The following is a 20,724-nucleotide window of genomic DNA, read 5'->3' on the forward strand; positions in this document are numbered from 1 at the left end:
CGGGGAGCTGACCCTCCCCGGCCCGTCTCGGGCGAGCTGCATACCGGGCCTGAAGGCGTGACCGCCGCAAGACCCGAGCACTTCCCGGTCGCCGACACCGGACCGGAAAGGCTGTCGACAGAGTCCTAAGCGCCGAACGGCGCGCCGGGCGTACGAACCAAGAAGTCCACAGGAGGACACCAGTGGCGAAGGCGAAGTTCGAGCGGACTAAGCCGCACGTCAACATCGGCACCATTGGTCACATCGACCACGGTAAGACGACGCTGACGGCGGCCATCACCAAGGTCCTGCACGACAGGATGCCGGACCTCAACCCGTACACGCCGTTCGACGAGATCGACAAGGCGCCGGAGGAGAAGGCCCGCGGCATCACGATCTCGATCGCGCACGTCGAGTACCAGACCGAGGCGCGGCACTACGCGCACGTCGACTGCCCCGGGCACGCCGACTACATCAAGAACATGATCACCGGTGCCGCGCAGATGGACGGCGCGATCCTGGTGGTCGCGGCGACCGACGGCCCGATGCCGCAGACCCGCGAGCACGTGCTGCTGGCCCGTCAGGTCGGCGTCCCGTACATCGTCGTGGCGCTCAACAAGAGCGACATGGTCGACGACGAGGAGCTGCTCGAGCTGGTCGAGCTCGAGGTCCGTGAGTTGCTGTCGGCCCAGGAGTACCCGGGCGACGACCTGCCGGTGGTTCGGGTCTCCGCGCTGAAGGCGCTGGAGGGCGACGAGGAGTGGTCCGACAAGCTCATGGAGCTGATGAACGCGGTCGACACCGCGATCCCGCAGCCCGAGCGGGAGACCGAGAAGCCGTTCCTGATGCCGATCGAGGACGTCTTCACGATCACCGGTCGGGGCACCGTGGTGACCGGTCGCGCCGAGCGTGGCGTGCTCAAGCCGAACGAGGAGGTGGAGATCGTCGGCATCCGCGAGAAGTCGATGAAGACCACCTGCACCGGTATCGAGATGTTCCGCAAGCTGCTCGACGAGGCGCGGGCCGGTGAGAACGTCGGTCTGCTGCTGCGTGGTATCAAGCGCGAGGACGTCGAGCGCGGCATGGTGGTCATCAAGCCGGGTACCACCACCCCGCACACGGAGTTCGAGGCGACGGTCTACATCCTCTCCAAGGAGGAGGGTGGCCGGCACACCCCGTTCTTCCAGAACTACCGTCCGCAGTTCTACTTCCGGACCACCGACGTGACCGGTGTGGTCACGCTGCCGGAGGGCACCGAGATGGTCATGCCCGGTGACAACACCTCGATGAGCGTGAAGCTGATCCAGCCGATCGCCATGGAGGAGAACCTGAAGTTCGCGATTCGGGAGGGTGGCCGCACCGTCGGCGCCGGCCGGGTCACCAAGATCATCAAGTGAACTGGTAGCCCGATTGGCCTTGCCGTACCTCGGTACGGCATACTAGTCAGGTTGCGTCCGCGTAGGGTGGCTGGCTGCCCGGCAGTCAGCCACCCTCGCACGGCGTCCGGGGCAGATCTGCCGCGGCACCCGCACTGTTCGGCAGCGCACGGCTTTCGCCGTGTCGTCGACCGGGGTGCCGCCGGCCTGGCCCGGTGCCCAAGACCTCAGCGGTGGGGATCGTCTCCGCGTGGGGCCAGATCGCTCCGGAGTCCCGGGGCGGAGCCTGGTCAGCGGTTGCGACACGCCCGACCGCGGGGGTCGGACACCGAAATGAAACGGCAGCGCCGGGGTCCGACCGGCGGCATCCGCTCCGGCGAGCGGGCTCCATTGCGGGCGGAGAGAGAAGGAACAGAAGCCACCATGGCGGGACAAAAGATCCGCATCCGGCTCAAGGCCTATGACCACGAGGTCGTGGACTCCTCGGCGCGGAAGATCGTCGAGACGGTGACGCGCACCGGCGCTCAGGTCGCAGGCCCGGTGCCGCTGCCCACTGAGATCAACCGTTTCTGCGTCATCCGTTCGCCGCACAAGTACAAGGACTCGCGCGAGCACTTCGAGATGCGCACGCACAAGCGTCTGATCGACATCATCGACCCGACTCCGAAGACGGTCGATTCGCTGATGCGCCTCGACCTGCCGGCTGGCGTCGACATCGAGATCAAGCTGTAGGGACCGGACAATGGACAGGCAAGTGAAGGGCATCCTGGGCGCCAAGCTCGGCATGACCCAGGTCTGGGACAACAACCGGGTCGTCCCGGTGACGGTGGTGCAGGCCGGCCCGTGCGTGGTGACCCAGGTGCGGACCGCCGACAAGGACGGTTACTCCGCGGTCCAGCTCGCGTTCGGCGCGGTCGACCCGCGCAAGGTGAACAAGCCGGAATCCGGTCACTTCGCCAAGTCCGGCGTGGCGCCGCGGCGGCACCTGGTCGAGCTGCGCACCACGGACGCCAGCGAGTACGAGCTGGGTCAGGAGATCACCGTCGAGGCCTTCGAGCCGGGTGCCCGGATCGACGTCACCGGCCGGACCAAGGGCAAGGGATTCGCCGGTGTCATGAAGCGGCACGGCTTCCACGGCCTGCGGGCCAGCCACGGTGTCGAGCGTAAGCACCGCTCGCCCGGCTCGATCGGCGCCTGCGCGACCCCGGGACGCGTCTTCAAGGGCGTCAAGATGGCCGGCCGCATGGGCAGCGTGCGCTACACCGTGCAGAACCTCACCGTGCAGGCGGTCGACCCGGACAGCAACCTGCTGCTCGTCAAGGGCGCCATCCCGGGTCCGGCCGGCGCGCTGATCCTGGTCCGCAGCGCGGCGAAGGCGCAGGCGAAGAAGGGCGGTGCCGCCAAATGACGACCGTTGACGTCATCAACCCCGAGGGTGCCAAGAGCGGCACCGTCGACCTGCCGGGCGAGGTCTTCGACGTACAGGCCAACATCGCCCTGATGCACCAGGTCGTGGTCGCCCAGCTCGCCGCCGCGCGGCAGGGCACCCACAAGACCAAGACCCGTGGCGAGGTCGCCGGCGGCGGCAAGAAGCCGTACAAGCAGAAGGGCACCGGCCGCGCCCGGCAGGGCTCGATCCGCGCGCCGCAGTTCGCCGGCGGTGGCGTGGTGCACGGCCCGGTCCCGCGCGACTACAGCCAGCGGACCCCCAAGAAGATGAAGGCCGCCGCGCTGCGCGGTGCCCTCTCCGACCGGGCGCGCTCCGGGCAGCTGCACGTCGTGGAGGCGTTCGTCACCGGTGAGCAGCCGTCGACCAAGAGTGCGCTGGCCACGCTGCGCAAGGTCAGCTCCGCCAAGCGGGTGCTGGTCGTGCTCAGCGCGACCGACGAGCTCAACTGGCTGTCGCTGCGCAACCTGCGCAACAGCACGCCGCTGGTGCACCTCATCGAAGTGGGTCAGCTCAACACGTACGACGTGCTGGTCGCCGACGACGTGGTCTTCACCAAGGGAGCTCTCGACGAGTTCCTCGGTGTTCCGGCGCAGACCGAGGAGGGCGACAAGTGAGCACGATTGCCGACCCGCGCGACATCATCGTGGCGCCGGTGGTCTCGGAGAAGAGCTACGCCGAGCTCAACCGGAACTGGTACACGTTCCTGGTCCACCCGGACGCCAACAAGACCCAGATCAAGATCGCGATCCAGCAGATCTTCGACGTCCGCGTGCTGACCGTGAACACGCTCAACCGCGAGGGCAAGCGCAAGCGCACCCGGACCGGCTTCGGTCAGCGTAAGGCGACCAAGCGGGCGATGGTGAAGCTGGCCGACGGTGACCGTATCGAGGCCTTCGGCGGCCCGGTCAGCTGAGGGGTGTAGACAATGCCAATCCGTAAGTACAAGCCGACGACGCCGGGCCGCCGTGGTTCGTCCGTCGCCGACTTCGCCGAGATCACCCGGTCCACACCGGAGAAGTCGTTGCTGGTGCCGCTGCCCAAGAAGGGCGGTCGGAACACGCACGGCCGGATCACCGCCCGGCACCACGGCGGTGGACACAAGCGCCAGTACCGGCTGATCGACTTCAAGCGGGTCGACAAGGACGGCGTACCGGCCAAGGTCGCGCACATCGAGTACGACCCGAACCGGACCGCACGGATCGCGCTGCTGCACTACGCCGACGGCGAGAAGCGCTACATCATCGCGCCGAAGGACCTGAAGCAGGGCGACGCCGTTGAGTCCGGCCCCGGCGCCGACATCAAGCCCGGCAACAACCTGCCGCTGCGCAACATCCCGGTCGGTTCCACCATCCATGGTGTGGAGCTGCGACCGGGTGGCGGTGCCAAGCTGGCCCGCTCGGCCGGCACCGGCATCCAGCTGCTCGGCCGGGAGGGTGCCTACGCGACGCTGCGGATGCCCTCCGGCGAGATCCGCCGGGTCGACGTGCGCTGCCGGGCCACCATCGGTGAGATCGGCAACGCCGACCAGTCAAACATCAACTGGGGCAAGGCGGGCCGCATGCGGTGGAAGGGCAAGCGCCCGACCGTCCGTGGCGTCGCGATGAACCCGGTCGACCACCCGCACGGTGGTGGTGAGGGCAAGACCTCCGGTGGTCGCCACCCGGTGAACCCGAAGGGCAAGCCGGAGGGCCGGACCCGTCGTAAGGGCCAGCCGAGTGACCGGCTGATCGTCCGCCGCCGCTACGCCACCCGCAAGCGCGGCTAGAAGGAGTCTGGTAGCACATGCCTCGCAGCCTGAAGAAGGGCCCGTTCGTCGACGACCACCTGATGAAGAAGGTGGAGACGCAGAACGACAAGGGCTCCAAGAACGTCATCAAGACCTGGTCGCGGCGCTCGACGATCACCCCGGAGATGCTCGGGCACACGATCGCCGTGCACGACGGGCGCAAGCACGTCCCGGTGTTCATCACCGAGTCGATGGTCGGGCACAAGCTCGGCGAGTTTGCCCTGACCCGCACCTTCAAGGGTCACGAGAAGGACGACCGCAAGAGCCGTCGGCGCTGAGTCGCGGGCACGGATAGAGGATCAAGGGGTTACAGCGATGCCAGTGAAGGGCGACGCTCCGGTGCTTCCGGGCGCGCGGGCGGTTGCGCGGTACGTGCGCATCTCGCCGATGAAGGCGCGTCGGGTGGTCGACCTCGTCCGCGGTCTGCCCGCGAAGGAGGCACTCACCGTCCTGCAGTTCGCGCCGCAGGCCGCCAGTGAGCAGGTGTACAAGGTCCTGGCCAGCGCGATCGCCAACGCCGAGAACAACGAGCAGCTGGACCCCGACGCGCTGCTGGTCAGCGAGGCGTTCGTGGACGAGGGTCCGACGCTGAAGCGGTTCCGGCCGCGGGCGCAGGGCCGGGCGTACCGGATTCGCAAGCGGACCTGCCACATCACCATCGCGGTGGAGGCCGTCGCCGCGGCGAAGCCGACGCGGCGGGCGACCAAGGCGCAGCCGGCGAAGGCCGCGAAGCAGGCCCAGCCGGCCGAGGCGGCGACGACCGACGCGCAGCCGGCGGCCGTGGAGCAGACCGAGAGCACGGCGCAGGGCGGCGCGACCGCGAACGAGCCGGCCGGCGGCAAGCAGAGCAGCACGGAGGGTGCCGAGTAATGGGTCAGAAAGTTCACCCGCACGGGTTCCGGCTCGGCATCTCGACCGACTGGAAGTCGCGCTGGTACGCGGAGAAGCTGTACAAGGACTACATCGCCGAGGACGTCAAGATCCGCCGGATGATGTCCAGCGGCCTCGAGCGGGCCGGTATCTCCAAGGTCGACATCGAGCGGACCCGCGACCGGGTCCGGGTCGACATCCACACCGCCCGCCCGGGCATCGTCATCGGCCGTAAGGGCGCCGAGGCGGACCGGATCCGGGGCAAGCTGGAGAAGCTCACCGGCAAGCAGGTGCAGCTCAACATCCTCGAGGTGAAGAGCCCCGAGTCGGACGCACAGCTGGTCGCGCAGGGCGTCGCCGAGCAGTTGGCCAGCCGGGTCAGCTTCCGGCGGGCGATGCGTAAGGCCATGCAGTCGGCGATGAAGAACCCGATCGTCAAGGGCATCCGGGTGCAGGTCTCCGGCCGGCTCGGCGGTGCGGAGATGAGCCGTACCGAGTTCTACCGCGAGGGTCGGGTGCCGCTGCACACGCTGCGGGCCAACATCGAGTACGGCTTCTTCGAGGCCCGGACCACCTTTGGCCGGATCGGCGTCAAGGTGTGGATCTACAAGGGCGACGCGGTCCCGGGGCGGGAGGCTCCGGCCGAGGCGCCCAGCCGTCCCCGCCGGGAGCGGCCGGACCGGCCCCGTCGCGGGCGTTCCGGCTCCAGCGGGACGACCGCCGGTGGTACCGAGGCTGGCCGGGCGGCCGCCGCGGAGATCTCCGGTGGCCCGTCGACCACGACCAGCAGTGCCGCGCCGGCTGATGCCGCGCCGGCCACTCCGGCCGCTTCGGCCGGAGCGGACAGCTCAGCGCAGGAGGGCTGACAGATGCTGATCCCGCGCAAGCCCCCGAAGGGCTTCCGCAAGCCGCATCACCCGAGCCGTACTGGCGCCGCCAAGGGCGGCACCCGGGTGGTGTTCGGCGAGTTCGGTATCCAGGCGCTCGAGCCGGCGTATGTGACCAACCGTCAGATCGAGTCGGCCCGTATCGCCATGACCCGCCACATCAAGCGTGGTGGCAAGGTCTGGATCACGGTCTTCCCCGACCAGGCGTTGACCAAGAAGCCGGCCGAGACCCGGATGGGGTCCGGTAAGGGCTCGCCCGAGTGGTGGGTCGCCAACATCAAGCCGGGACGGGTGCTCTTCGAGATGTCCTTCCCGAACGAGCAGATCGCGCGTGAGGCGATGCGTCGTGCGATCCACAAGCTCCCGATGAAGTGCCGCATCGTGACGCGCGAAGTGGGTGAAAGCTGATGGCAGCGGGCGTTTCGGCCGCCGAGCTGCGTGACCTCTCCGAAGAGGAGCTGGTCACGAAGCTGCGGGAGGCCAAGGCGGAGCTGTTCAACCTCCGCGTGCAGGCCGCGACCGGTCAGCTGGACAACAACCGCCGGCTGCAGGTCATCCGTCGGGAGATCGCCCGGATCTACACGATCATGCGTGAGCGTGAGTTGGGACTCTCCGCCGCGCCGACTGAGGTGGCTGCATCATGAGTGAGAACACCGCCCCCGAGCAGGGCGCAACGGTCGTCCGGGCCCGCCGCAAGGTTCGCGAAGGGCTCGTGGTCAGCGACAAGATGGAGAAGACCGTCGTCGTCGAGGTCGAGGACCGGGTCAAGCACCGGCTGTACGGCAAGGTCATGCGCCGTACCAGCAAGCTGAAGGCACACGACGAGCAGAACGCGTGCGGGGTCGGTGACCGGGTGCTGCTGATGGAGACCCGGCCGCTGTCCGCCACCAAGCGGTGGCGGGTCGTCGAGATCCTCGAGAAGGCGAAGTAGCCGGGCGACCCGTCCGCCGCCGTCGCGCGGCGTTCGGGTCGGTCGGGTCCGGATGGCAGCCCGCGCGTAGCGCGGACCAGGTTCTTCCAAGCTCCGGGTGACCGGAGGACTGGCAGACATAGGAGATAGACGTGATCCAGCAGGAGTCGCGACTGCGTGTCGCCGACAACACGGGTGCCCGGGAGATCCTGTGCATCCGGGTGCTCGGTGGCTCCGGTCGGCGCTACGCAGGCATCGGCGACGTGATCGTCGGGACGGTCAAGGACGCGATTCCCGGCGCCGGCGTGAAAAAGGGCGACGTGGTGAAGGCCGTCGTGGTCCGGACCGCGAAGGAGAAGCGGCGGCCGGACGGGTCGTACATCCGCTTCGACGAGAACGCTGCCGTCATCATCAAGGACGGTGGGGACCCGCGCGGTACCCGCATCTTCGGCCCGGTCGGGCGTGAGCTGCGGGACAAGCGGTTCATGAAGATCATTTCTTTGGCGCCGGAGGTGCTGTGACCGTGAAGGTGAAGAAGGGCGACACGGTCGTCGTCATCGCCGGTAAGGACAAGGGTGCCAAGGGCAAGGTCATCGCGGCCTACCCGCGGCAGGACAAGGTCCTCGTCGAAGGCGTGAACCGGATCAAGAAGCACACCCGCATCCAGACCACCCAGCGCGGCGGGCAGACCGGTGGCATCGTCACCCAGGAAGCTCCGATCCACGTCTCGAACGTGCAGGTGCTCGACTCCGACGGCAAGCCGACCCGGGTCGGTTACCGGTTCGACGACAGCGGCCAGAAGGTGCGGATCGCGCGTAGCAACGGTAAGGACCTGTGATGACCACCGCTACCCAGACCAGGCCGGCGCCGCGCCTCAAGCAGCGGTACCGCGAGGAGACCATCGCGCAACTGCGTGAGCAGTTCCAGTACGCGAACCCGATGCAGGTTCCGGGGCTCGTCAAGATCGTCGTGAACATGGGTGTCGGCGAGGCCGCTCGGGACGCCAAGCTGATCGACGGTGCCATGCGTGACCTGGCCACCATTACCGGCCAGAAGCCGCAGGTGCGGCGGGCAACCAAGTCGATCGCGCAGTTCAAGCTCCGTGAGGGGATGCCGATCGGCGCGAAGGTCACCCTGCGCGGTGACCGGATGTGGGAGTTCCTGGACCGGCTGCTGTCCATCGCGCTGCCCCGAATCCGGGACTTCCGCGGGCTGGACGGTCGCAAGCTCGACGGCAACGGCAACTACACGTTCGGGCTTACCGAGCAGTCGGTGTTCCACGAGATCGACCAGGACCGGATCGACCGCACCCGGGGCATGGACATCACGGTGGTCACCACCGCCAAGACCGACGACGAGGGCCGGGCGCTGCTCAAGCTCCTGGGCTTCCCGTTCAAGGAGAACTGAGCTATGGCCAAGAAGGCGCTGATCATCAAGGCCGCCGCGAAGCCGAAGTTCTCGGTGCGCGCGTACACCCGTTGCCAGCGGTGCGGGCGGCCCAAGGCGGTCTACCGCAAGTTCGGCCTCTGCCGGGTCTGCATCCGGGAGATGGCGCACCGCGGTGAGCTGCCCGGTGTGTCGAAGGCTTCCTGGTAACCCCACCTTGACAGGTCTTCGCCGTAGGCCCGGTGGTACAGCCACCGGGAACCCCGGCGAGAAAGGTTGACGAGACCCATGACGATGACCGACCCGATCGCAGACATGCTGACCCGTCTGCGCAACGCCAACCAGGCGTACCACGACCGGGTGACGATGCCGTACTCGAAGGTCAAGGCGAACATCGCCGAGGTCCTCAAGGCCGAGGGATACATCTCGACCTGGCAGGTCGAGGACCCTGCGGAGGGTGCCGTCGGCCGGCGGCTGGTGGTCGATTTGAAGTACGGCCAGAACCGGGAGCGCAGCCTCGCCGGGATCAAGCGCGTGTCCAAGCCGGGTCTGCGGGTGTACGCCAAGTCGGATGAGCTGCCCCGAGTGCTCGGCGGCCTGGGCGTGGCGATCATTTCGACGTCCCAGGGGCTGCTCACCGACCGGCAGGCCCGTAAGCGGAGCGTGGGCGGGGAAGTCCTCGCCTTCGTCTGGTAATCGGGAGACTGGTAACAATGTCGCGTATTGGACGTAAGTCGATCCCGGTACCGGCCGGCGTCGATGTCAAGATCGATGGCCAGACCGTCACGGTCAAGGGCCCCAAGGGCGAGCTGTCGCACGTCCTGCCCGAGTCGATCACCGTTGAGCGGACCGAGGACGGTCAGCTCCAGATCAACCGGGCCAACGACGAGCGCCAGGCCAAGGAACTGCACGGGCTGAGCCGTACCCTGGTGTCGAACATGGTCATCGGGGTGACCGACGGTTACCGCAAGACCCTGGAGATCGCGGGTACGGGTTACCGGGTCACCGCCAAGGGCAAGGACCTGGAGTTCGCTCTCGGGTTCTCGCACCCGGTGCTGGTGCCGGCCCCGGAGGGGATCACCTTCACCGTGGAGCGGCCGACGCTGTTCCACGTGGCCGGGATCAACAAGTGGCAGGTCGGTGAGGTCGCCGCCAACATCCGGAAGATCCGCCCGCCGGAGCCGTACAAGGGCAAGGGCGTGAAATACCAGGGCGAGGTCATCCGCCGCAAGGCCGGAAAGGCAGGTAAGAAGTGAGCGCGAGGAGCGAGCTTGCGAGCCCCGCAGTCGCGAACGGAGGCGGGTTCCGATGAGCGCCACACTGTTGAAGCGTCGGGCGGGCGGCAGCGTCTCCGCGCGGCGTGCCATCGGGCGGGCGCGCCGGCACTTCCGGGTGCGCAAGAACCTCAGTGGGACCGCGCAGCGGCCGCGCCTGGTGGTCACCCGTTCCCTGAAGCACATGGTCGCCCAGATCGTCGACGACACCAAGGGTCACACCCTGGCGTCCGCGTCGACCATGGACGCGTCGCTGCGGGGTACCGCGGGTGCCAAGAGCGAACTGGCCGGCAAGGTGGGCGAGCTGCTCGCCGAGCGGGCCAAGGCGGCAGGTATCTCCAAGGTCGTGTTCGACCGTGGGGGCAACCGGTACGCGGGGCGGATCGCCGCGCTGGCCGACGCTGCCCGCGAAGCCGGACTCGAGTTCTAGCGGCCGTCTGATGCCTGTCCAGACGCAAATCGAAGCAAACCCCGTCACGAGTAGGAAGGAAGGCTGCTGATGCCAGGTCAACAGCGTCGTGGCGGCGGGTCCGGTGGCAACGAAGGTGGTCGCCGCGACAACCGCCGTGAGGGCGGTCGCGGCAACGCGCCCGTCGAGAAGACCCCACACCTGGAGCGCGTCGTCGCGATCAACCGGGTCGCCAAGGTCGTGAAGGGCGGTCGGCGTTTCAGCTTCACCGCCCTGGTGATCGTGGGCGACGGCGACGGCACGGTCGGCGTGGGTTACGGCAAGGCCAAGGAGGTGCCGGCGGCGATCGCCAAGGGCGTCGAGGAGGCCAAGAAGCACTTCTTCAAGGTGCCCCGGATCGCCGCGTCGATCCCGCACCCGGTGCAGGGCGAGGACGCCGCCGGCGTGGTCCTGTTGAAGCCGGCGAGTGCCGGTACGGGTGTGATCGCCGGTGGCCCGGTGCGTGCGGTGCTGGAGTGCGCGGGCATCCACGACGTGCTCTCCAAGAGCCTCGGCTCGTCGAACCCGATCAACATCGTGCACGCCACGGTCGCCGCGCTGAAGAGCCTGGAGTCGCCGGAGGCGGTCGCCACCCGGCGTGGCCTGCCGGTCGAGGACGTGGCCCCAGCCGCGATGCTCGCGTCCCGCGCGGGCGCAGGGGCGTGACAGCGAAGATGAACGGAGGGCGGCTGTGATGGCACGTCTGAAGGTGACCCAGGTCCGGTCCGGGATCGGGACCAAGCGCAACCAGCGGGAGTCGCTGCGGTCGCTCGGTCTCAAGCGGATCAACGACGTGGTGGTCAAGGAGGACCGGCCCGAGATTCGGGGCATGATCTTCACCGTGAACCACCTCGTGAAGGTCGAGGAGGTCGAGTAATGGCGATCAAGGTCCACCACCTCCGGCCGGCGCCGGGGGCCAAGACCGCGAAGACCCGGGTGGGCCGCGGTGAGGGCTCCAAGGGCAAGACCGCCGGTCGGGGCACCAAGGGCTCCAAGGCCCGCAAGAACATCCCGGCGGCGTTCGAGGGTGGGCAGATGCCCATCCACATGCGTCTGCCGAAGCTGAAGGGCTTCAAGAACCGGTTCAAGGTCGTCTACCAGGTGGTCAACCTGGACCGGTTGGCGGAGCTCTTCCCGAACGGTGGTGAGGTCGGTCCGCAGCAGTTGGCCGAGTCCGGCGCGGTCCGTAAGGGCCAGCCGGTCAAGGTGCTGGGCAGCGGCGACCTCGGTGGTGTGTCTCTCCAGGTGTCGGCGCACGCGTTCAGCGGGTCGGCCAAGGAGAAGATCACCGCAGCTGGCGGCTCGGTCACCGAGCTCTGAACACCCAGCTTGGACGTGGCGCTCGCTCAGTTGTCCGCGACTGACGGGCGCCACGGCCTACTGGTGAAGCCTCCGTCCCGTTAATATCGGGACCGGTGTATGTTCTAGGGCACGCCTGCCCAGACCGACGCCGGACTGTTAGAGTCCGATGCCAGCCATGGATATCGGGCGCTCCGCACCCACCCGACCCGCCAGAACATCCGGCGGCCGCCTCGCGCAGGAGGAAGAAGTTGCTCTCCGCCTTTCTCAGTGCGTTCCGCACGCCTGACCTGCGCAAGAAGCTGCTGTTCACGGTCTTCATCGTCGCGATCTACCGGCTCGGCGCCACGCTGCCGAGCCCAGGCGTGTCGTACGGCAACGTGCAGCAGTGCATCACCGCCATGGAGTCCGGGGACTCCAGCGGGGTCTTCACCCTGCTGAACCTCTTCTCCGGCGGTGCGTTGCTGTCCCTGTCCGTCTTCGCGCTGGGCATCATGCCCTACATCACCGCGTCGATCATCCTGCAGCTGCTCACCGTGGTGATTCCACGGTTGGAGCAGCTCCGCAAGGAGGGGCAGTCCGGCCAGGCCAAGATCACCCAGTACACCCGTTACCTGACCCTGGGCCTGGGCATCCTGCAGGCCTCGGCGTTCGTTGCGCTGGCCCGATCCGGGCAGCTGTTCAACAACATGTGCGACCAGTGGCCGATCATCCCCGACGGGACCGGCCTACCGACCTGGCTGACGCTCAGCGTGCTGGTCATCACGATGACCGCCGGCACCGGCATGGTGATGTGGCTCGGCGAGCTGATCACCGACCGGGGCGTCGGCAACGGCATGTCGGTGCTGATCTTCACCTCGATCGCGGCGCGACTGCCCAGCGAGGGGTGGGCGATCAAGAACACCCACGGCTGGGGCATGTTCGGCCTGGTGATCGTGCTGGTTCTGGTGGTCATCACCGCGGTGGTCTTCATCGAGCAGGCGCAGCGCCGGATCCCGGTGCAGTACGCCAAGCGGATGATCGGCCGGCGGATGTACGGCGGCACCTCGACCTACATCCCGTTGAAGGTCAACCAGGCCGGTGTCATCCCGGTGATCTTCGCCTCGTCGGTGCTCTACCTGCCGCAGCTCGGGCTGCAGTTCTTCGATCCGAACGACCCTGGTCAGGTCCAGGCGTGGATCCAGAACAACCTGGCGAACCCGACCAGCCCGATCTACATCGTCACGTACTTCTTTATGATCATCTTCTTCACGTACTTCTACGTGTCGATCACGTTCAACCCGACCGAGGTCGCGGAGAACATGAAGAAGTACGGTGGCTTCGTGCCCGGCATCCGGCCGGGCCGGCCCACGGCCGAGTACCTCGACTTCATCCTCAGCCGGATCACCCTCCCCGGTGCGCTCTACCTCGGCCTCATCTCCGTCCTGCCGAACTTCTTCTTCATCTGGCTGGACAGCGACCAGTACGTGAACTTCCCGTTCGGTGGCACCGCCGTGCTCATCATGGTCGGTGTCGGTCTGGAAACCGTGAAGCAGATCGAGAGCCAACTCATGCAGCGCAACTACGAAGGGTTCCTCCGGTAGATGAGGCTGGTACTGGTCGGTCCCCCCGGGGCGGGGAAGGGGACCCAGGCCGAGTTCATCGCCGCTCACCTGGTCGTGCCCAAAATCTCGACCGGGGACATCTTCCGGGCCAACGTCTCCCAGGGCACGCCACTGGGTGTCGAGGCTAGGCGATACATGGACGCCGGCAAGCTGGTTCCGGACGAGGTGACCATCAACATGGTCCGGGACCGGCTGGCCGAGCCGGACGCCGCCGAAGGCTTCCTGCTCGACGGCTTCCCGCGAACCACTCCGCAGGCAGCCGCGCTGGACAAGCTGCTGGCCGACCTCGGCACCGCGCTTGATCTGGTGCTGGAGCTGGTCGTCGACGACGACGAGGTGATCCGGCGGCTGTCCGGCCGGCGTACCTGTCGGGGCTGTGGCAAGATCTGGCACGTCGAGTTCGACGCGCCGGCGACCGAGGGCCGCTGTGACCGGTGCGGTGCCGAGCTGTTCCAGCGCGACGACGACAAGCCGGAGACCATTGCCCAGCGCCTGGTGGAGTACGCCGACAAGACCGCGCCGCTGGTCGACTTCTACGGGGCCCAGGGCAAGCTGGTCGGGATCGACGCCACCGGGCCGGTCGAGGACGTCACCGTACGCGCGATCGACGCCCTGCGTTCGTACGGCGGGTAGCGCCCGATGCGCCGCCAGCAGCTGGACATCCAGCTGAAGACTCCGGAGCAGATCGACCGGATGCGGGCCGCCGGTCTGGTGGTCGCTGACGCACTGGCCCGGATGCGGGCGGCGATCGCCCCCGGCGTCTCCACCGCCGATCTGGACGCCATCGCCGCTGCGACGATCCGCGACGCCGGTGCGGTTCCGTCGTTCAAGGGCTACCACGGCTACCCGGCGACCATCTGCTCCTCGGTCAACGAGCAGGTGGTGCACGCGATCCCGGCCGCCGGGCAGGTGCTGCGCGACGGCGACGTCATCTCGGTCGACTGCGGTGCGGTGCTGGATGGCTGGCACGGCGACGCGGCCTTCACCGCGCCGGTCGGGGAGGTGCGTCCGGAACTGCTGCGGATGATCACGGTCGCCGAGGACGCGCTGTGGGCCGGAATCGCCGCTGCGGCGCGCGGTGCGGTCAGCGGCCGTGGCCGGCTCACCGACATCTCGTACGCGGTGGAGCGGGCGATCCGGGCGGGCGGCCGGTACGGCATCGTCGAGGGCTACGGCGGCCACGGGATCGGCACCGAGATGCACCAGGACCCGCACGTGCTCAACTACGGCCGGCCGGGTAAGGGCCCGCGCCTGGTCCCGGGGATGGCGCTGGCCATCGAGCCGATGATCACCGAGGGGTCGGCCCGCACCGACGAGCTGGCCGACGGCTGGACGGTGGTGACCCGGGACGGGTCGATGGCGGTGCACGTCGAGCATTCGATGGCGCTGCTGCCGGACGGCGTCTGGGTGTTGACCGAGCCGGACGGCGGGCGTTCCCGGCTCGGCGATCTGGTGACCGCCCGTCAGCCGGCCGATTCCCGACGCTGACCCGGGGCCTGCCCCGGCTCCGGCCGCCCCCTGGTCAGGTGCCGGTCTGGTCGGGCTGGCACCGGGGTGTCAAGCTGGTAGCCATGGATCGGCGGGACGGGATGCGGGCGGCCGACGCCGACCGGGAGGCAGTGGCCGAACGGTTGCGCAACGCGCTGAGCGAGGGTCGACTGGATCTTGCCGAGTTCGACGAGCGGTTGCAGCTGGCCTACGCGGCGAAGACGTACGGTGATCTGGACGGACTGCTCGACGATCTGCCACCGGTGACCGCCGCCGGACGCTCCCAGTTGGTGCCGGTCGTCGCCGACGGGTTGCCGGCCGAGTTGACTCCCGGCCCGGACGGCCGCTACCCCGGTGCGACCCGCCGGTGGCTGGTCAACGAGTGGGACGGGTACGGGACGGCGGTCGGGATCACCATCGCGATCTGGGCGGTGACCTGCGTCATGAGTCAGGACCTGCGGTACTTCTGGCCGGGCTGGGTGGCCGGCCCGTGGGGCGCGGTGCTGCTGGTGACCACCGTGCTGGGTCTGATCAAGGGCGAGCCGCAACAGTGTGCGGCCAAGCAGGCCCGGCGGCACCTGGCTAAGCAGGAGAAGGCGGAACGCAAGCGGCTTGAGCAGGAGTCCGGCGGGGCCGACGGTCCGGCCCCGGGCCAGGGGTAGCCACCCGGCCGCACACCGGAGGCCAAGCGGTCGGCCGGCGACCGAAGGCCTGACCGGCGCCCGGCGCCCGGCGCCCGGCGCCCGGCGGCTGAAGGCCTGACCGACGCCCGGCGGGTCGCCGGTAAACTCCCTGATCCTGCTGCTTTGTCGGGTATGCTGACCCGCAGCAGCGCGTGGTTTGCTGTCCGCGTGACAACCCGCGTACACTGATAGGTCGGCGCACAGCGTCCACTCCGGCGTGCCTGCTCTGCGCTTCGGCAGGCCGTGTCTGATCGGGTGTCGCCTGGGTTTCGGTAACCCGGGCCGAGCCCGTCGTCAGACGTCTGGAGCCGCGGCTGGCGCGGTCGAATCGGTACGGTCGGCAGGCCGGACGGGTCCGTCCGCGAATGGTGTTGTGAGCCGATCCCGAGCAACCGACGTCAGGACAGCGGAGGACATGCCGAAAAAAGACGGGGCCATCGAGATCGAAGGTCGAGTGATCGAGCCACTACCGAACGCAATGTTCCGGGTGGAGCTCGCCAACGGCCACAAGGTGCTGGCTCACATCAGCGGCAAGATGCGGCAGCACTACATCCGCATCCTGCCCGAGGACCGGGTCGTCGTCGAGCTTTCGCCGTACGACCTGACCCGCGGGCGCATCGTCTATCGCTACAAGTAACCGCCTGACGGCGGCCGGGGCGTCCCGTGTCCGTCCTCAAGCCCGCACCGTGTACGCGGCCGGGCGTCAACGGAAGTAAGGCAAACCGTGAAGGTCAAGCCGAGCGTCAAGAGGATCTGCAACAAGTGCCGGGTGATCCGCCGGCACGGCCGGGTGATGGTGATCTGCACCGACCCGCGGCACAAGCAGCGCCAGGGCTGACCCCGAGCCGACCGGCAGGAGCCGGGCCGGCGACGGGGCGGTTCAGGCGGCCGATCGCACAACAGCACATGCTCGTCCCAGCCGCGAGCACCCGGTGACCATGTCGCCGTGTCCGTGGCGCAACCCCCGGTCGGAGGCCGGGGCCCGGCATGCCGGCCCACCCAGCTGGGTGGTCGGCGAGGGCAGCCGGGGTGGGGCGGGCTCAGACCTCCGTGCACACCACTTGAGGAGTACGCCCGCACATGGCACGTCTAGTCGGCGTGGATCTGCCCCGCGAGAAGCGGATGGAGATCGCGCTCACCTACATCTTCGGGATCGGCCGGACCCGTTCGATCGCCACGCTTGCCGCGACTGGCATCGACCCGAACAAGCGGGTCCGGGACCTCACCGACGAGGAGCTGGTCCAGCTCCGGGATCACATCGAGGCCAGCTTCAAGGTCGAGGGTGATCTGCGTCGGGAGGTTGCCGCAGACATCCGCCGCAAGGTGGAGATCGGCTGCTACGAGGGCATCCGGCACCGCCGCGGGTTGCCCGTGCACGGCCAGCGCACCCGGACCAACGCCCGGACCCGCAAGGGCCCGAAGCGGACCGTCGCCGGCAAGAAGAAGCCGGGCAAGAAGTAGTCCTGGCCGCCGCCGGGCTCGCCCGGATACCTCGATCGTTCAATAGGAGCGCAGAAAACTTATGCCACCGAAGGCTCGCGCTGGAGCCGCTGTCAAGAAGGTCCGGCGCAAGGAACGCAAGAACGTCGCCCACGGGCAGGCGCACATCAAGAGCACCTTCAACAACACCATCGTCTCGATCACCGACCCGACCGGTGCGGTGATCTCCTGGGCCTCCGCCGGCCAGGTCGGTTTCAAGGGCTCCCGCAAGTCGACGCCGTTCGCCGCGCAGTTGGCCGCCGAGGCCGCCGCCCGGCGGGCGATGGAGCACGGCATGCGCAAGGTCGACGTCTTCGTCAAGGGCCCCGGCTCCGGCCGGGAGACCGCCATCCGTTCGTTGCAGGCCGTCGGCCTGGAGGTCGGGCAGATCTCCGATGTCACGCCGCAGCCGCACAACGGGTGCCGTCCGCCGAAGCGTCGCCGGGTCTGAGAGGTTAGGAAGAGATGGCTCGTTACACGGGTGCTGACTGCCGCCGTTGCCGGCGGGAGAAGATGAAGCTGTTCCTCAAGGGCAGCAAGTGCGATGGGCCGAAGTGCCCGTTCGAATCCCGGCCCTTCCCACCCGGCCAGCACGGCCGCGGCCGGACCAAGGAGACCGAGTACCTCCTCCAGCTGCGGGAGAAGCAGAAGGCCCGCCGGGTGTACGGCGTGCTGGAGAAGCAGTTCCGCGGCTACTACGAGGAAGCAGTGGCCAAGCAGGCGAAGACCGGTGAGGTGCTGCTGCAGATCCTGGAGTCCCGGCTGGACAACGTCGTGTACCGGGCTGGCTACGCCAAGTCCCGGGACATGGCGCGCCAGCTGGTCAAGCACGGGCACTTCATGGTCAACGGCAAGAAGGTCGACATCCCCTCGTTCCGCGTCAAGGAGCACGACATCGTCGAGGTGCGGACGAAGTCGAAGGAGCTGACCCCGTTCCTGGTCGCCCAGGGCGAGGCCGGTTCCAAGACCGTCCCGGCCTGGCTGGAGGCGATCCCCAGCCAGATGAAGATCCTCGTGCACTCCATGCCGGCGCGTCAGACGATCGACACGCAGGTTCAGGAGCAGCTGATCGTCGAGCTCTACTCGAAGTGAGCCACCCCCGTCGACGGGGGTCGCGGTCGACCGGCGTCACCGACGTACGGCACCGGCCCGGCCCCCGTCGACGGGCGCACGACCGACGGGCGTCATATAGCGGTCGCCCCGACCCAAGGAGAAGTACGTGCTCATCAGCCAGCGGCCGACTCTGTCCGAGGAGTCGATCAGCGACACGAGGTCCCTGTTCACCATCGAGCCGTTGGAGCCGGGTTTCGGCTACACGCTCGGCAACTCGCTGCGGCGTACGCTGCTCAGCTCCATTCCGGGCGCGGCGGTCACCAGCATCAAGATCGACGGCGTGCTGCACGAGTTCACCACGATCCCCGGCGTCAAAGAGGACGTGGTCGAGCTGGTCATGAACGTCAAGGAGCTGTGCGTCAGCTCCGAGCACGACGAGCCGGTCAGCATGTACCTGCGCAAGCAGGGCCCCGGTGACGTGACCGCCGGTGACATCCAGCCGCCGGCCGGGGTCTCGGTACACAACCCGGACCTCAAACTGGCCACCCTCAACGGCAAGGGCCGCCTCGACATGGAGCTCACCGTCGAGCGGGGCCGCGGGTACGTCACCGCCGCGCAGAACAAGCAGGCGGGCGCCGAGATCGGCCGGATCCCGGTCGACTCGATCTACTCGCCGGTGCTCAAGGTCACCTACCGGGTGGAGGCGACCCGGGTCGAGCAGCGGACCGACTTCGACCGGCTGATCATCGACGTCGAGACCAAGGCGTCGATCGGGCCGCGTACCGCGCTGGCCTCGGCCGGCTCCACCCTGGTCGAGCTGTTCGGCCTGGCCCGCGAGCTGGACGAGACCGCTGAGGGCATCGACATCGGGCCGTCGCCGCAGGACGCCCAGCTGGCCGCCGACCTGGCGCTGCCGATCGAGGAGCTGGACCTGACCGTACGGTCGTACAACTGCCTCAAGCGCGAGGGCATCAACAGCGTCGGCGAGCTGATCGGGCGGACCGAGGCGGACCTCCTCGATATAAGGAATTTCGGTCAGAAGTCGATCGACGAGGTCAAGATGAAGCTCGCCGGGATGGGGCTGGGCCTGAAGGATTCGGCGCCCAACTTCGACCCGGCACACGTCGTGGACTCCTTCAGCGAAGCCGACTACGACACCGACGACTACCGCGAGACCGAGCAGCTGTAACGCCGGCTGCCGCCACCACTGAGGAGCACCAACCATGCCCACGCCCACCAAGGGCCCCCGCCTCGGCGGCAGCCCCGCGCACGAGCGGATGATGCTGGCCAACCTGGCCACCTCGCTGTTCCGGTACGGCAAGATCAAGACCACCGAGACCAAGGCGAAGCGGCTGCGTCCCCTCGCGGAGCAGCTGATCACCAAGGCCAAGCGGGGCGACCTGCACTCGCGCCGTCGGGTGCTGACCGTCGTGCGGGACAAGGACGTGGTCTTCGAGCTGTTCGACCAGATCGCGCCCCGGTTCGCCAACCGTCCGGGTGGCTACACCCGGATCGTGAAGACCGGCCCGCGCAAGGGGGACAACGCCCCCATGGCGATCATCGAACTGGTCGAGGAGCTGGTGATGACCACCCCGGCGCCGGCCAAGGCCGACCGTCGGGCAGCCGCCCAGCAGGACAAGGTTGAGGCGCTCGCCGGTGCCGACGAGGCGCCGGCCGCGCGTACCGACGCGGACGCCGCGGCCGACCAGGACGCCGAGCCGCCGGTGTCGGCCTCCGGTGACACCGACACCGCTGCCACCCAGGCCGCCCCGGCCGGCGACGGCGAGAACAAGGCCTGAGTCGGCGACGACCACAACCGGTGGGACCCGGCGCTGCGACAGCAGCGCCGGGTCCCACCGTCTTTCCGGCAACCACGCGACCTTTCCGGCAACCACGCGACGCAGGAGGATCAGGTGCGGCAGGGGGACGTCCGGCTGCGGCTCGATGTCGCGTACGACGGCACCGACTTTTCCGGCTGGGCGGTGCAACCGCAGCGGCGGACCGTCGCCGGGGTGCTGACCGAGGCCCTGGACCGGGCGTTCGGGCCGGGCGTCGCGCTCGGGCTGACCGTGGCCGGGCGTACCGACGCGGGGGTGCACGCCACCGGCCAGGTGTGCCACCTCGACGTGCCGGCCGAGGTGTGGAGCGAACGGGCCGCGACGCTACTGCGCCGGTTCGCCGGTACGCTGCCCCGCGACGTCCGGGTGCGGGCGGTCACCGAGGTGCCGGTCGACTTCGATGCCCGGTTCGCGGCCACCTACCGGCGGTACGCGTACCGGGTCACCGACGCCCCGTACGGTGCCGAGCCGCTGCGCCGGCACGACACGCTCGCCTGGCCGCGTCCGCTCGACCTGGCCGCGCTGAACGCCGCCGCCGCCGAGCTGGTCGGCGAGCACGACTTCGCCGCGTACTGCCGGCGCAAGGAGCACGCCACCACGATCCGGCAGATCACCCGGCTGGACTGGCACCGGGACGCGGACGGGACACTCATCGGCACCGTACAGGCGGACGCGTTCTGCCAGGCGATGGTGCGTAGCCTGGTCGGGGCGATGCTGTTCGTCGGCGACGGCCGCCGGCCGGTCGACTGGCCGGGCAGCCTGCTGACCCGGCGGGAACGGTCCAGTGAGGTCACCGTCGCCCCGCCACACGGACTTACCCTGGTCGAGGTCGGCTACCCCACCGACCCGGCAGGTTACGCGGCCCGCGCCAGCGTCACCCGCCGGCTGCGGCTACCGGTCGTCGGCTGACCGTC

General features: G+C 68.5%; 33 protein-coding genes and 1 pseudogene. All 34 read left to right on the plus strand.

Annotated elements, in window-relative coordinates:
- Nucleotides 1-182 precede the first annotated feature (182 nt).
- The 34 genes and pseudogenes from tuf (at nucleotide 183) to truA (ending at nucleotide 20,719) form a co-directional block, all read left to right on the plus strand.
- A complete protein-coding gene (gene tuf, locus O7543_RS23325; protein ID WP_281551894.1) occupies nucleotides 183-1,376 on the plus strand; it encodes an elongation factor Tu in 1,194 nt (397 codons plus the stop codon).
- 402 nt (nucleotides 1,377-1,778) lie between these two features.
- On the plus strand, nucleotides 1,779-2,087 hold the full coding sequence (gene rpsJ, locus O7543_RS23330; protein ID WP_007073037.1) for a 30S ribosomal protein S10: 309 nt from the start codon (nucleotides 1,779-1,781) through the stop codon (nucleotides 2,085-2,087).
- Between the two features lie 10 nt (nucleotides 2,088-2,097).
- On the plus strand, nucleotides 2,098-2,763 hold the full coding sequence (gene rplC, locus O7543_RS23335) for a 50S ribosomal protein L3 (RefSeq protein ID WP_281551893.1): 666 nt from the start codon (nucleotides 2,098-2,100) through the stop codon (nucleotides 2,761-2,763).
- Entirely contained in the window at nucleotides 2,760-3,419 is a 660-nt protein-coding gene (gene rplD / locus O7543_RS23340) for a 50S ribosomal protein L4 (RefSeq protein WP_281551892.1), read from the plus strand. Before rplC ends, rplD begins: the two co-directional genes overlap by 4 nt.
- Nucleotides 3,416-3,718 carry a 50S ribosomal protein L23 gene (rplW, locus tag O7543_RS23345; RefSeq protein WP_278173680.1) on the plus strand — a complete coding sequence of 101 codons (303 nt, stop codon included), beginning with the start codon at nucleotides 3,416-3,418 and terminating at the stop codon, nucleotides 3,716-3,718. Before rplD ends, rplW begins: the two co-directional genes overlap by 4 nt.
- Nucleotides 3,719-3,730: 12 nt before the next feature.
- Nucleotides 3,731-4,570, plus strand: a complete 840-nt coding sequence (rplB, locus tag O7543_RS23350) for a 50S ribosomal protein L2 (RefSeq protein ID WP_281551891.1) — start codon at nucleotides 3,731-3,733, stop codon at nucleotides 4,568-4,570.
- Nucleotides 4,571-4,587: 17 nt separating this feature from the next.
- Complete coding sequence (gene rpsS, locus O7543_RS23355; RefSeq protein ID WP_123606145.1) at nucleotides 4,588-4,869, plus strand: 30S ribosomal protein S19; 282 nt, start codon at nucleotides 4,588-4,590, stop codon at nucleotides 4,867-4,869.
- A gap of 37 nt (nucleotides 4,870-4,906) precedes the next feature.
- Nucleotides 4,907-5,362, plus strand: a pseudogene (gene rplV / locus O7543_RS23360) (50S ribosomal protein L22); the annotation flags it as partial.
- A gap of 98 nt (nucleotides 5,363-5,460) precedes the next feature.
- Nucleotides 5,461-6,327: a 30S ribosomal protein S3 gene (gene rpsC, locus O7543_RS23365; protein WP_123606143.1), complete on the plus strand. Its 867-nt coding sequence runs from the start codon at nucleotides 5,461-5,463 to the stop codon at nucleotides 6,325-6,327.
- A gap of 3 nt (nucleotides 6,328-6,330) precedes the next feature.
- Nucleotides 6,331-6,756, plus strand: a complete 426-nt coding sequence (gene rplP, locus O7543_RS23370) for a 50S ribosomal protein L16 (RefSeq protein WP_123606142.1) — start codon at nucleotides 6,331-6,333, stop codon at nucleotides 6,754-6,756.
- The gene (rpmC, locus tag O7543_RS23375; protein ID WP_281551889.1) at nucleotides 6,756-6,992 is read left to right on the plus strand and encodes a 50S ribosomal protein L29; all 237 of its coding nucleotides are present in this window, start codon (nucleotides 6,756-6,758) and stop codon (nucleotides 6,990-6,992) included. The genes rplP and rpmC overlap by 1 nt, the downstream gene beginning before the upstream one ends.
- A complete protein-coding gene (rpsQ, locus tag O7543_RS23380; RefSeq protein ID WP_123606140.1) occupies nucleotides 6,989-7,279 on the plus strand; it encodes a 30S ribosomal protein S17 in 291 nt (96 codons plus the stop codon). Before rpmC ends, rpsQ begins: the two co-directional genes overlap by 4 nt.
- Nucleotides 7,280-7,410: 131 nt before the next feature.
- Nucleotides 7,411-7,779 carry a 50S ribosomal protein L14 gene (rplN, locus tag O7543_RS23385; protein ID WP_123606139.1) on the plus strand — a complete coding sequence of 123 codons (369 nt, stop codon included), beginning with the start codon at nucleotides 7,411-7,413 and terminating at the stop codon, nucleotides 7,777-7,779.
- Nucleotides 7,776-8,096 (plus strand): 50S ribosomal protein L24, encoded by a 321-nt coding sequence (gene rplX / locus O7543_RS23390; RefSeq protein WP_123606138.1) that lies wholly within the window; start codon nucleotides 7,776-7,778, stop codon nucleotides 8,094-8,096. Before rplN ends, rplX begins: the two co-directional genes overlap by 4 nt.
- Entirely contained in the window at nucleotides 8,096-8,665 is a 570-nt protein-coding gene (gene rplE / locus O7543_RS23395) for a 50S ribosomal protein L5 (protein ID WP_278173693.1), read from the plus strand. Before rplX ends, rplE begins: the two co-directional genes overlap by 1 nt.
- 3 nt (nucleotides 8,666-8,668) lie before the next feature.
- Nucleotides 8,669-8,854 (plus strand): type Z 30S ribosomal protein S14, encoded by a 186-nt coding sequence (locus tag O7543_RS23400; protein ID WP_007465272.1) that lies wholly within the window; start codon nucleotides 8,669-8,671, stop codon nucleotides 8,852-8,854.
- A 78-nt stretch (nucleotides 8,855-8,932) separates the two neighbouring features.
- Complete coding sequence (gene rpsH / locus O7543_RS23405) at nucleotides 8,933-9,340, plus strand: 30S ribosomal protein S8 (RefSeq protein ID WP_123606136.1); 408 nt, start codon at nucleotides 8,933-8,935, stop codon at nucleotides 9,338-9,340.
- 17 nt (nucleotides 9,341-9,357) lie between these two features.
- Entirely contained in the window at nucleotides 9,358-9,900 is a 543-nt protein-coding gene (rplF, locus tag O7543_RS23410; protein WP_123606135.1) for a 50S ribosomal protein L6, read from the plus strand.
- 52 nt (nucleotides 9,901-9,952) lie between these two features.
- Nucleotides 9,953-10,348 (plus strand): 50S ribosomal protein L18, encoded by a 396-nt coding sequence (rplR, locus tag O7543_RS23415; RefSeq protein WP_281551888.1) that lies wholly within the window; start codon nucleotides 9,953-9,955, stop codon nucleotides 10,346-10,348.
- 69 nt (nucleotides 10,349-10,417) lie between these two features.
- Complete coding sequence (gene rpsE / locus O7543_RS23420) at nucleotides 10,418-11,032, plus strand: 30S ribosomal protein S5 (protein ID WP_123606133.1); 615 nt, start codon at nucleotides 10,418-10,420, stop codon at nucleotides 11,030-11,032.
- Between the two features lie 28 nt (nucleotides 11,033-11,060).
- The gene (gene rpmD, locus O7543_RS23425; RefSeq protein ID WP_199757998.1) at nucleotides 11,061-11,243 is read left to right on the plus strand and encodes a 50S ribosomal protein L30; all 183 of its coding nucleotides are present in this window, start codon (nucleotides 11,061-11,063) and stop codon (nucleotides 11,241-11,243) included.
- Entirely contained in the window at nucleotides 11,243-11,686 is a 444-nt protein-coding gene (gene rplO / locus O7543_RS23430) for a 50S ribosomal protein L15 (protein WP_278173697.1), read from the plus strand. Before rpmD ends, rplO begins: the two co-directional genes overlap by 1 nt.
- A 230-nt stretch (nucleotides 11,687-11,916) precedes the next feature.
- On the plus strand, nucleotides 11,917-13,248 hold the full coding sequence (gene secY / locus O7543_RS23435) for a preprotein translocase subunit SecY (RefSeq protein WP_281551887.1): 1,332 nt from the start codon (nucleotides 11,917-11,919) through the stop codon (nucleotides 13,246-13,248).
- On the plus strand, nucleotides 13,249-13,902 hold the full coding sequence (locus O7543_RS23440) for an adenylate kinase (protein ID WP_281551886.1): 654 nt from the start codon (nucleotides 13,249-13,251) through the stop codon (nucleotides 13,900-13,902).
- Nucleotides 13,903-13,908: 6 nt separating this feature from the next.
- Nucleotides 13,909-14,757 carry a type I methionyl aminopeptidase gene (gene map, locus O7543_RS23445; protein WP_123606128.1) on the plus strand — a complete coding sequence of 283 codons (849 nt, stop codon included), beginning with the start codon at nucleotides 13,909-13,911 and terminating at the stop codon, nucleotides 14,755-14,757.
- 83 nt (nucleotides 14,758-14,840) lie between these two features.
- A complete protein-coding gene (locus O7543_RS23450; protein WP_281551884.1) occupies nucleotides 14,841-15,419 on the plus strand; it encodes a DUF1707 domain-containing protein in 579 nt (192 codons plus the stop codon).
- A 436-nt stretch (nucleotides 15,420-15,855) separates the two neighbouring features.
- Complete coding sequence (infA, locus tag O7543_RS23455) at nucleotides 15,856-16,077, plus strand: translation initiation factor IF-1 (RefSeq protein ID WP_007073013.1); 222 nt, start codon at nucleotides 15,856-15,858, stop codon at nucleotides 16,075-16,077.
- 87 nt (nucleotides 16,078-16,164) lie between these two features.
- Nucleotides 16,165-16,278, plus strand: coding sequence for a 50S ribosomal protein L36 (gene rpmJ, locus O7543_RS23460; protein WP_012184307.1), 114 nt, complete (start codon nucleotides 16,165-16,167; stop codon nucleotides 16,276-16,278).
- Between the two features lie 242 nt (nucleotides 16,279-16,520).
- Nucleotides 16,521-16,901 carry a 30S ribosomal protein S13 gene (gene rpsM, locus O7543_RS23465; protein ID WP_123606127.1) on the plus strand — a complete coding sequence of 127 codons (381 nt, stop codon included), beginning with the start codon at nucleotides 16,521-16,523 and terminating at the stop codon, nucleotides 16,899-16,901.
- Between the two features lie 61 nt (nucleotides 16,902-16,962).
- Nucleotides 16,963-17,370, plus strand: coding sequence for a 30S ribosomal protein S11 (gene rpsK / locus O7543_RS23470; protein WP_007073011.1), 408 nt, complete (start codon nucleotides 16,963-16,965; stop codon nucleotides 17,368-17,370).
- Nucleotides 17,371-17,384: 14 nt separating this feature from the next.
- On the plus strand, nucleotides 17,385-18,011 hold the full coding sequence (rpsD, locus tag O7543_RS23475) for a 30S ribosomal protein S4 (RefSeq protein ID WP_123606126.1): 627 nt from the start codon (nucleotides 17,385-17,387) through the stop codon (nucleotides 18,009-18,011).
- Between the two features lie 127 nt (nucleotides 18,012-18,138).
- The gene (locus O7543_RS23480; RefSeq protein ID WP_278173705.1) at nucleotides 18,139-19,161 is read left to right on the plus strand and encodes a DNA-directed RNA polymerase subunit alpha; all 1,023 of its coding nucleotides are present in this window, start codon (nucleotides 18,139-18,141) and stop codon (nucleotides 19,159-19,161) included.
- 34 nt (nucleotides 19,162-19,195) lie between these two features.
- Nucleotides 19,196-19,771, plus strand: a complete 576-nt coding sequence (gene rplQ, locus O7543_RS23485; protein WP_281551883.1) for a 50S ribosomal protein L17 — start codon at nucleotides 19,196-19,198, stop codon at nucleotides 19,769-19,771.
- Nucleotides 19,772-19,885: 114 nt separating this feature from the next.
- Nucleotides 19,886-20,719, plus strand: a complete 834-nt coding sequence (truA, locus tag O7543_RS23490) for a tRNA pseudouridine(38-40) synthase TruA (protein ID WP_281551882.1) — start codon at nucleotides 19,886-19,888, stop codon at nucleotides 20,717-20,719.
- Nucleotides 20,720-20,724 lie beyond the last annotated feature (5 nt).

The organism is Solwaraspora sp. WMMA2080 (assembly GCF_027497395.1).
GTDB lineage: Bacteria > Actinomycetota > Actinomycetes > Mycobacteriales > Micromonosporaceae > Micromonospora_E.

Coding starts and splice junctions, on each gene's coding strand:
- rpsJ (WP_007073037.1), top strand. CDS start 1,779: ATGGCGGGACAAAAGATCCGCATCCGGCTCAAGGCCTATGACCACGAG.
- rplC (WP_281551893.1), top strand. CDS start 2,098: ATGGACAGGCAAGTGAAGGGCATCCTGGGCGCCAAGCTCGGCATGACC.
- rplD (WP_281551892.1), top strand. CDS start 2,760: ATGACGACCGTTGACGTCATCAACCCCGAGGGTGCCAAGAGCGGCACC.
- rplB (WP_281551891.1), top strand. CDS start 3,731: ATGCCAATCCGTAAGTACAAGCCGACGACGCCGGGCCGCCGTGGTTCG.
- rpsS (WP_123606145.1), top strand. CDS start 4,588: ATGCCTCGCAGCCTGAAGAAGGGCCCGTTCGTCGACGACCACCTGATG.
- rpsC (WP_123606143.1), top strand. CDS start 5,461: ATGGGTCAGAAAGTTCACCCGCACGGGTTCCGGCTCGGCATCTCGACC.
- rplP (WP_123606142.1), top strand. CDS start 6,331: ATGCTGATCCCGCGCAAGCCCCCGAAGGGCTTCCGCAAGCCGCATCAC.
- rpmC (WP_281551889.1), top strand. CDS start 6,756: ATGGCAGCGGGCGTTTCGGCCGCCGAGCTGCGTGACCTCTCCGAAGAG.
- rpsQ (WP_123606140.1), top strand. CDS start 6,989: ATGAGTGAGAACACCGCCCCCGAGCAGGGCGCAACGGTCGTCCGGGCC.
- rplE (WP_278173693.1), top strand. CDS start 8,096: ATGACCACCGCTACCCAGACCAGGCCGGCGCCGCGCCTCAAGCAGCGG.
- O7543_RS23400 (WP_007465272.1), top strand. CDS start 8,669: ATGGCCAAGAAGGCGCTGATCATCAAGGCCGCCGCGAAGCCGAAGTTC.
- rpsH (WP_123606136.1), top strand. CDS start 8,933: ATGACGATGACCGACCCGATCGCAGACATGCTGACCCGTCTGCGCAAC.
- rplF (WP_123606135.1), top strand. CDS start 9,358: ATGTCGCGTATTGGACGTAAGTCGATCCCGGTACCGGCCGGCGTCGAT.
- rplR (WP_281551888.1), top strand. CDS start 9,953: ATGAGCGCCACACTGTTGAAGCGTCGGGCGGGCGGCAGCGTCTCCGCG.
- rpsE (WP_123606133.1), top strand. CDS start 10,418: ATGCCAGGTCAACAGCGTCGTGGCGGCGGGTCCGGTGGCAACGAAGGT.
- rpmD (WP_199757998.1), top strand. CDS start 11,061: ATGGCACGTCTGAAGGTGACCCAGGTCCGGTCCGGGATCGGGACCAAG.
- rplO (WP_278173697.1), top strand. CDS start 11,243: ATGGCGATCAAGGTCCACCACCTCCGGCCGGCGCCGGGGGCCAAGACC.
- O7543_RS23440 (WP_281551886.1), top strand. CDS start 13,249: ATGAGGCTGGTACTGGTCGGTCCCCCCGGGGCGGGGAAGGGGACCCAG.
- map (WP_123606128.1), top strand. CDS start 13,909: ATGCGCCGCCAGCAGCTGGACATCCAGCTGAAGACTCCGGAGCAGATC.
- O7543_RS23450 (WP_281551884.1), top strand. CDS start 14,841: ATGGATCGGCGGGACGGGATGCGGGCGGCCGACGCCGACCGGGAGGCA.
- infA (WP_007073013.1), top strand. CDS start 15,856: ATGCCGAAAAAAGACGGGGCCATCGAGATCGAAGGTCGAGTGATCGAG.
- rpsM (WP_123606127.1), top strand. CDS start 16,521: ATGGCACGTCTAGTCGGCGTGGATCTGCCCCGCGAGAAGCGGATGGAG.
- rpsK (WP_007073011.1), top strand. CDS start 16,963: ATGCCACCGAAGGCTCGCGCTGGAGCCGCTGTCAAGAAGGTCCGGCGC.
- rpsD (WP_123606126.1), top strand. CDS start 17,385: ATGGCTCGTTACACGGGTGCTGACTGCCGCCGTTGCCGGCGGGAGAAG.
- rplQ (WP_281551883.1), top strand. CDS start 19,196: ATGCCCACGCCCACCAAGGGCCCCCGCCTCGGCGGCAGCCCCGCGCAC.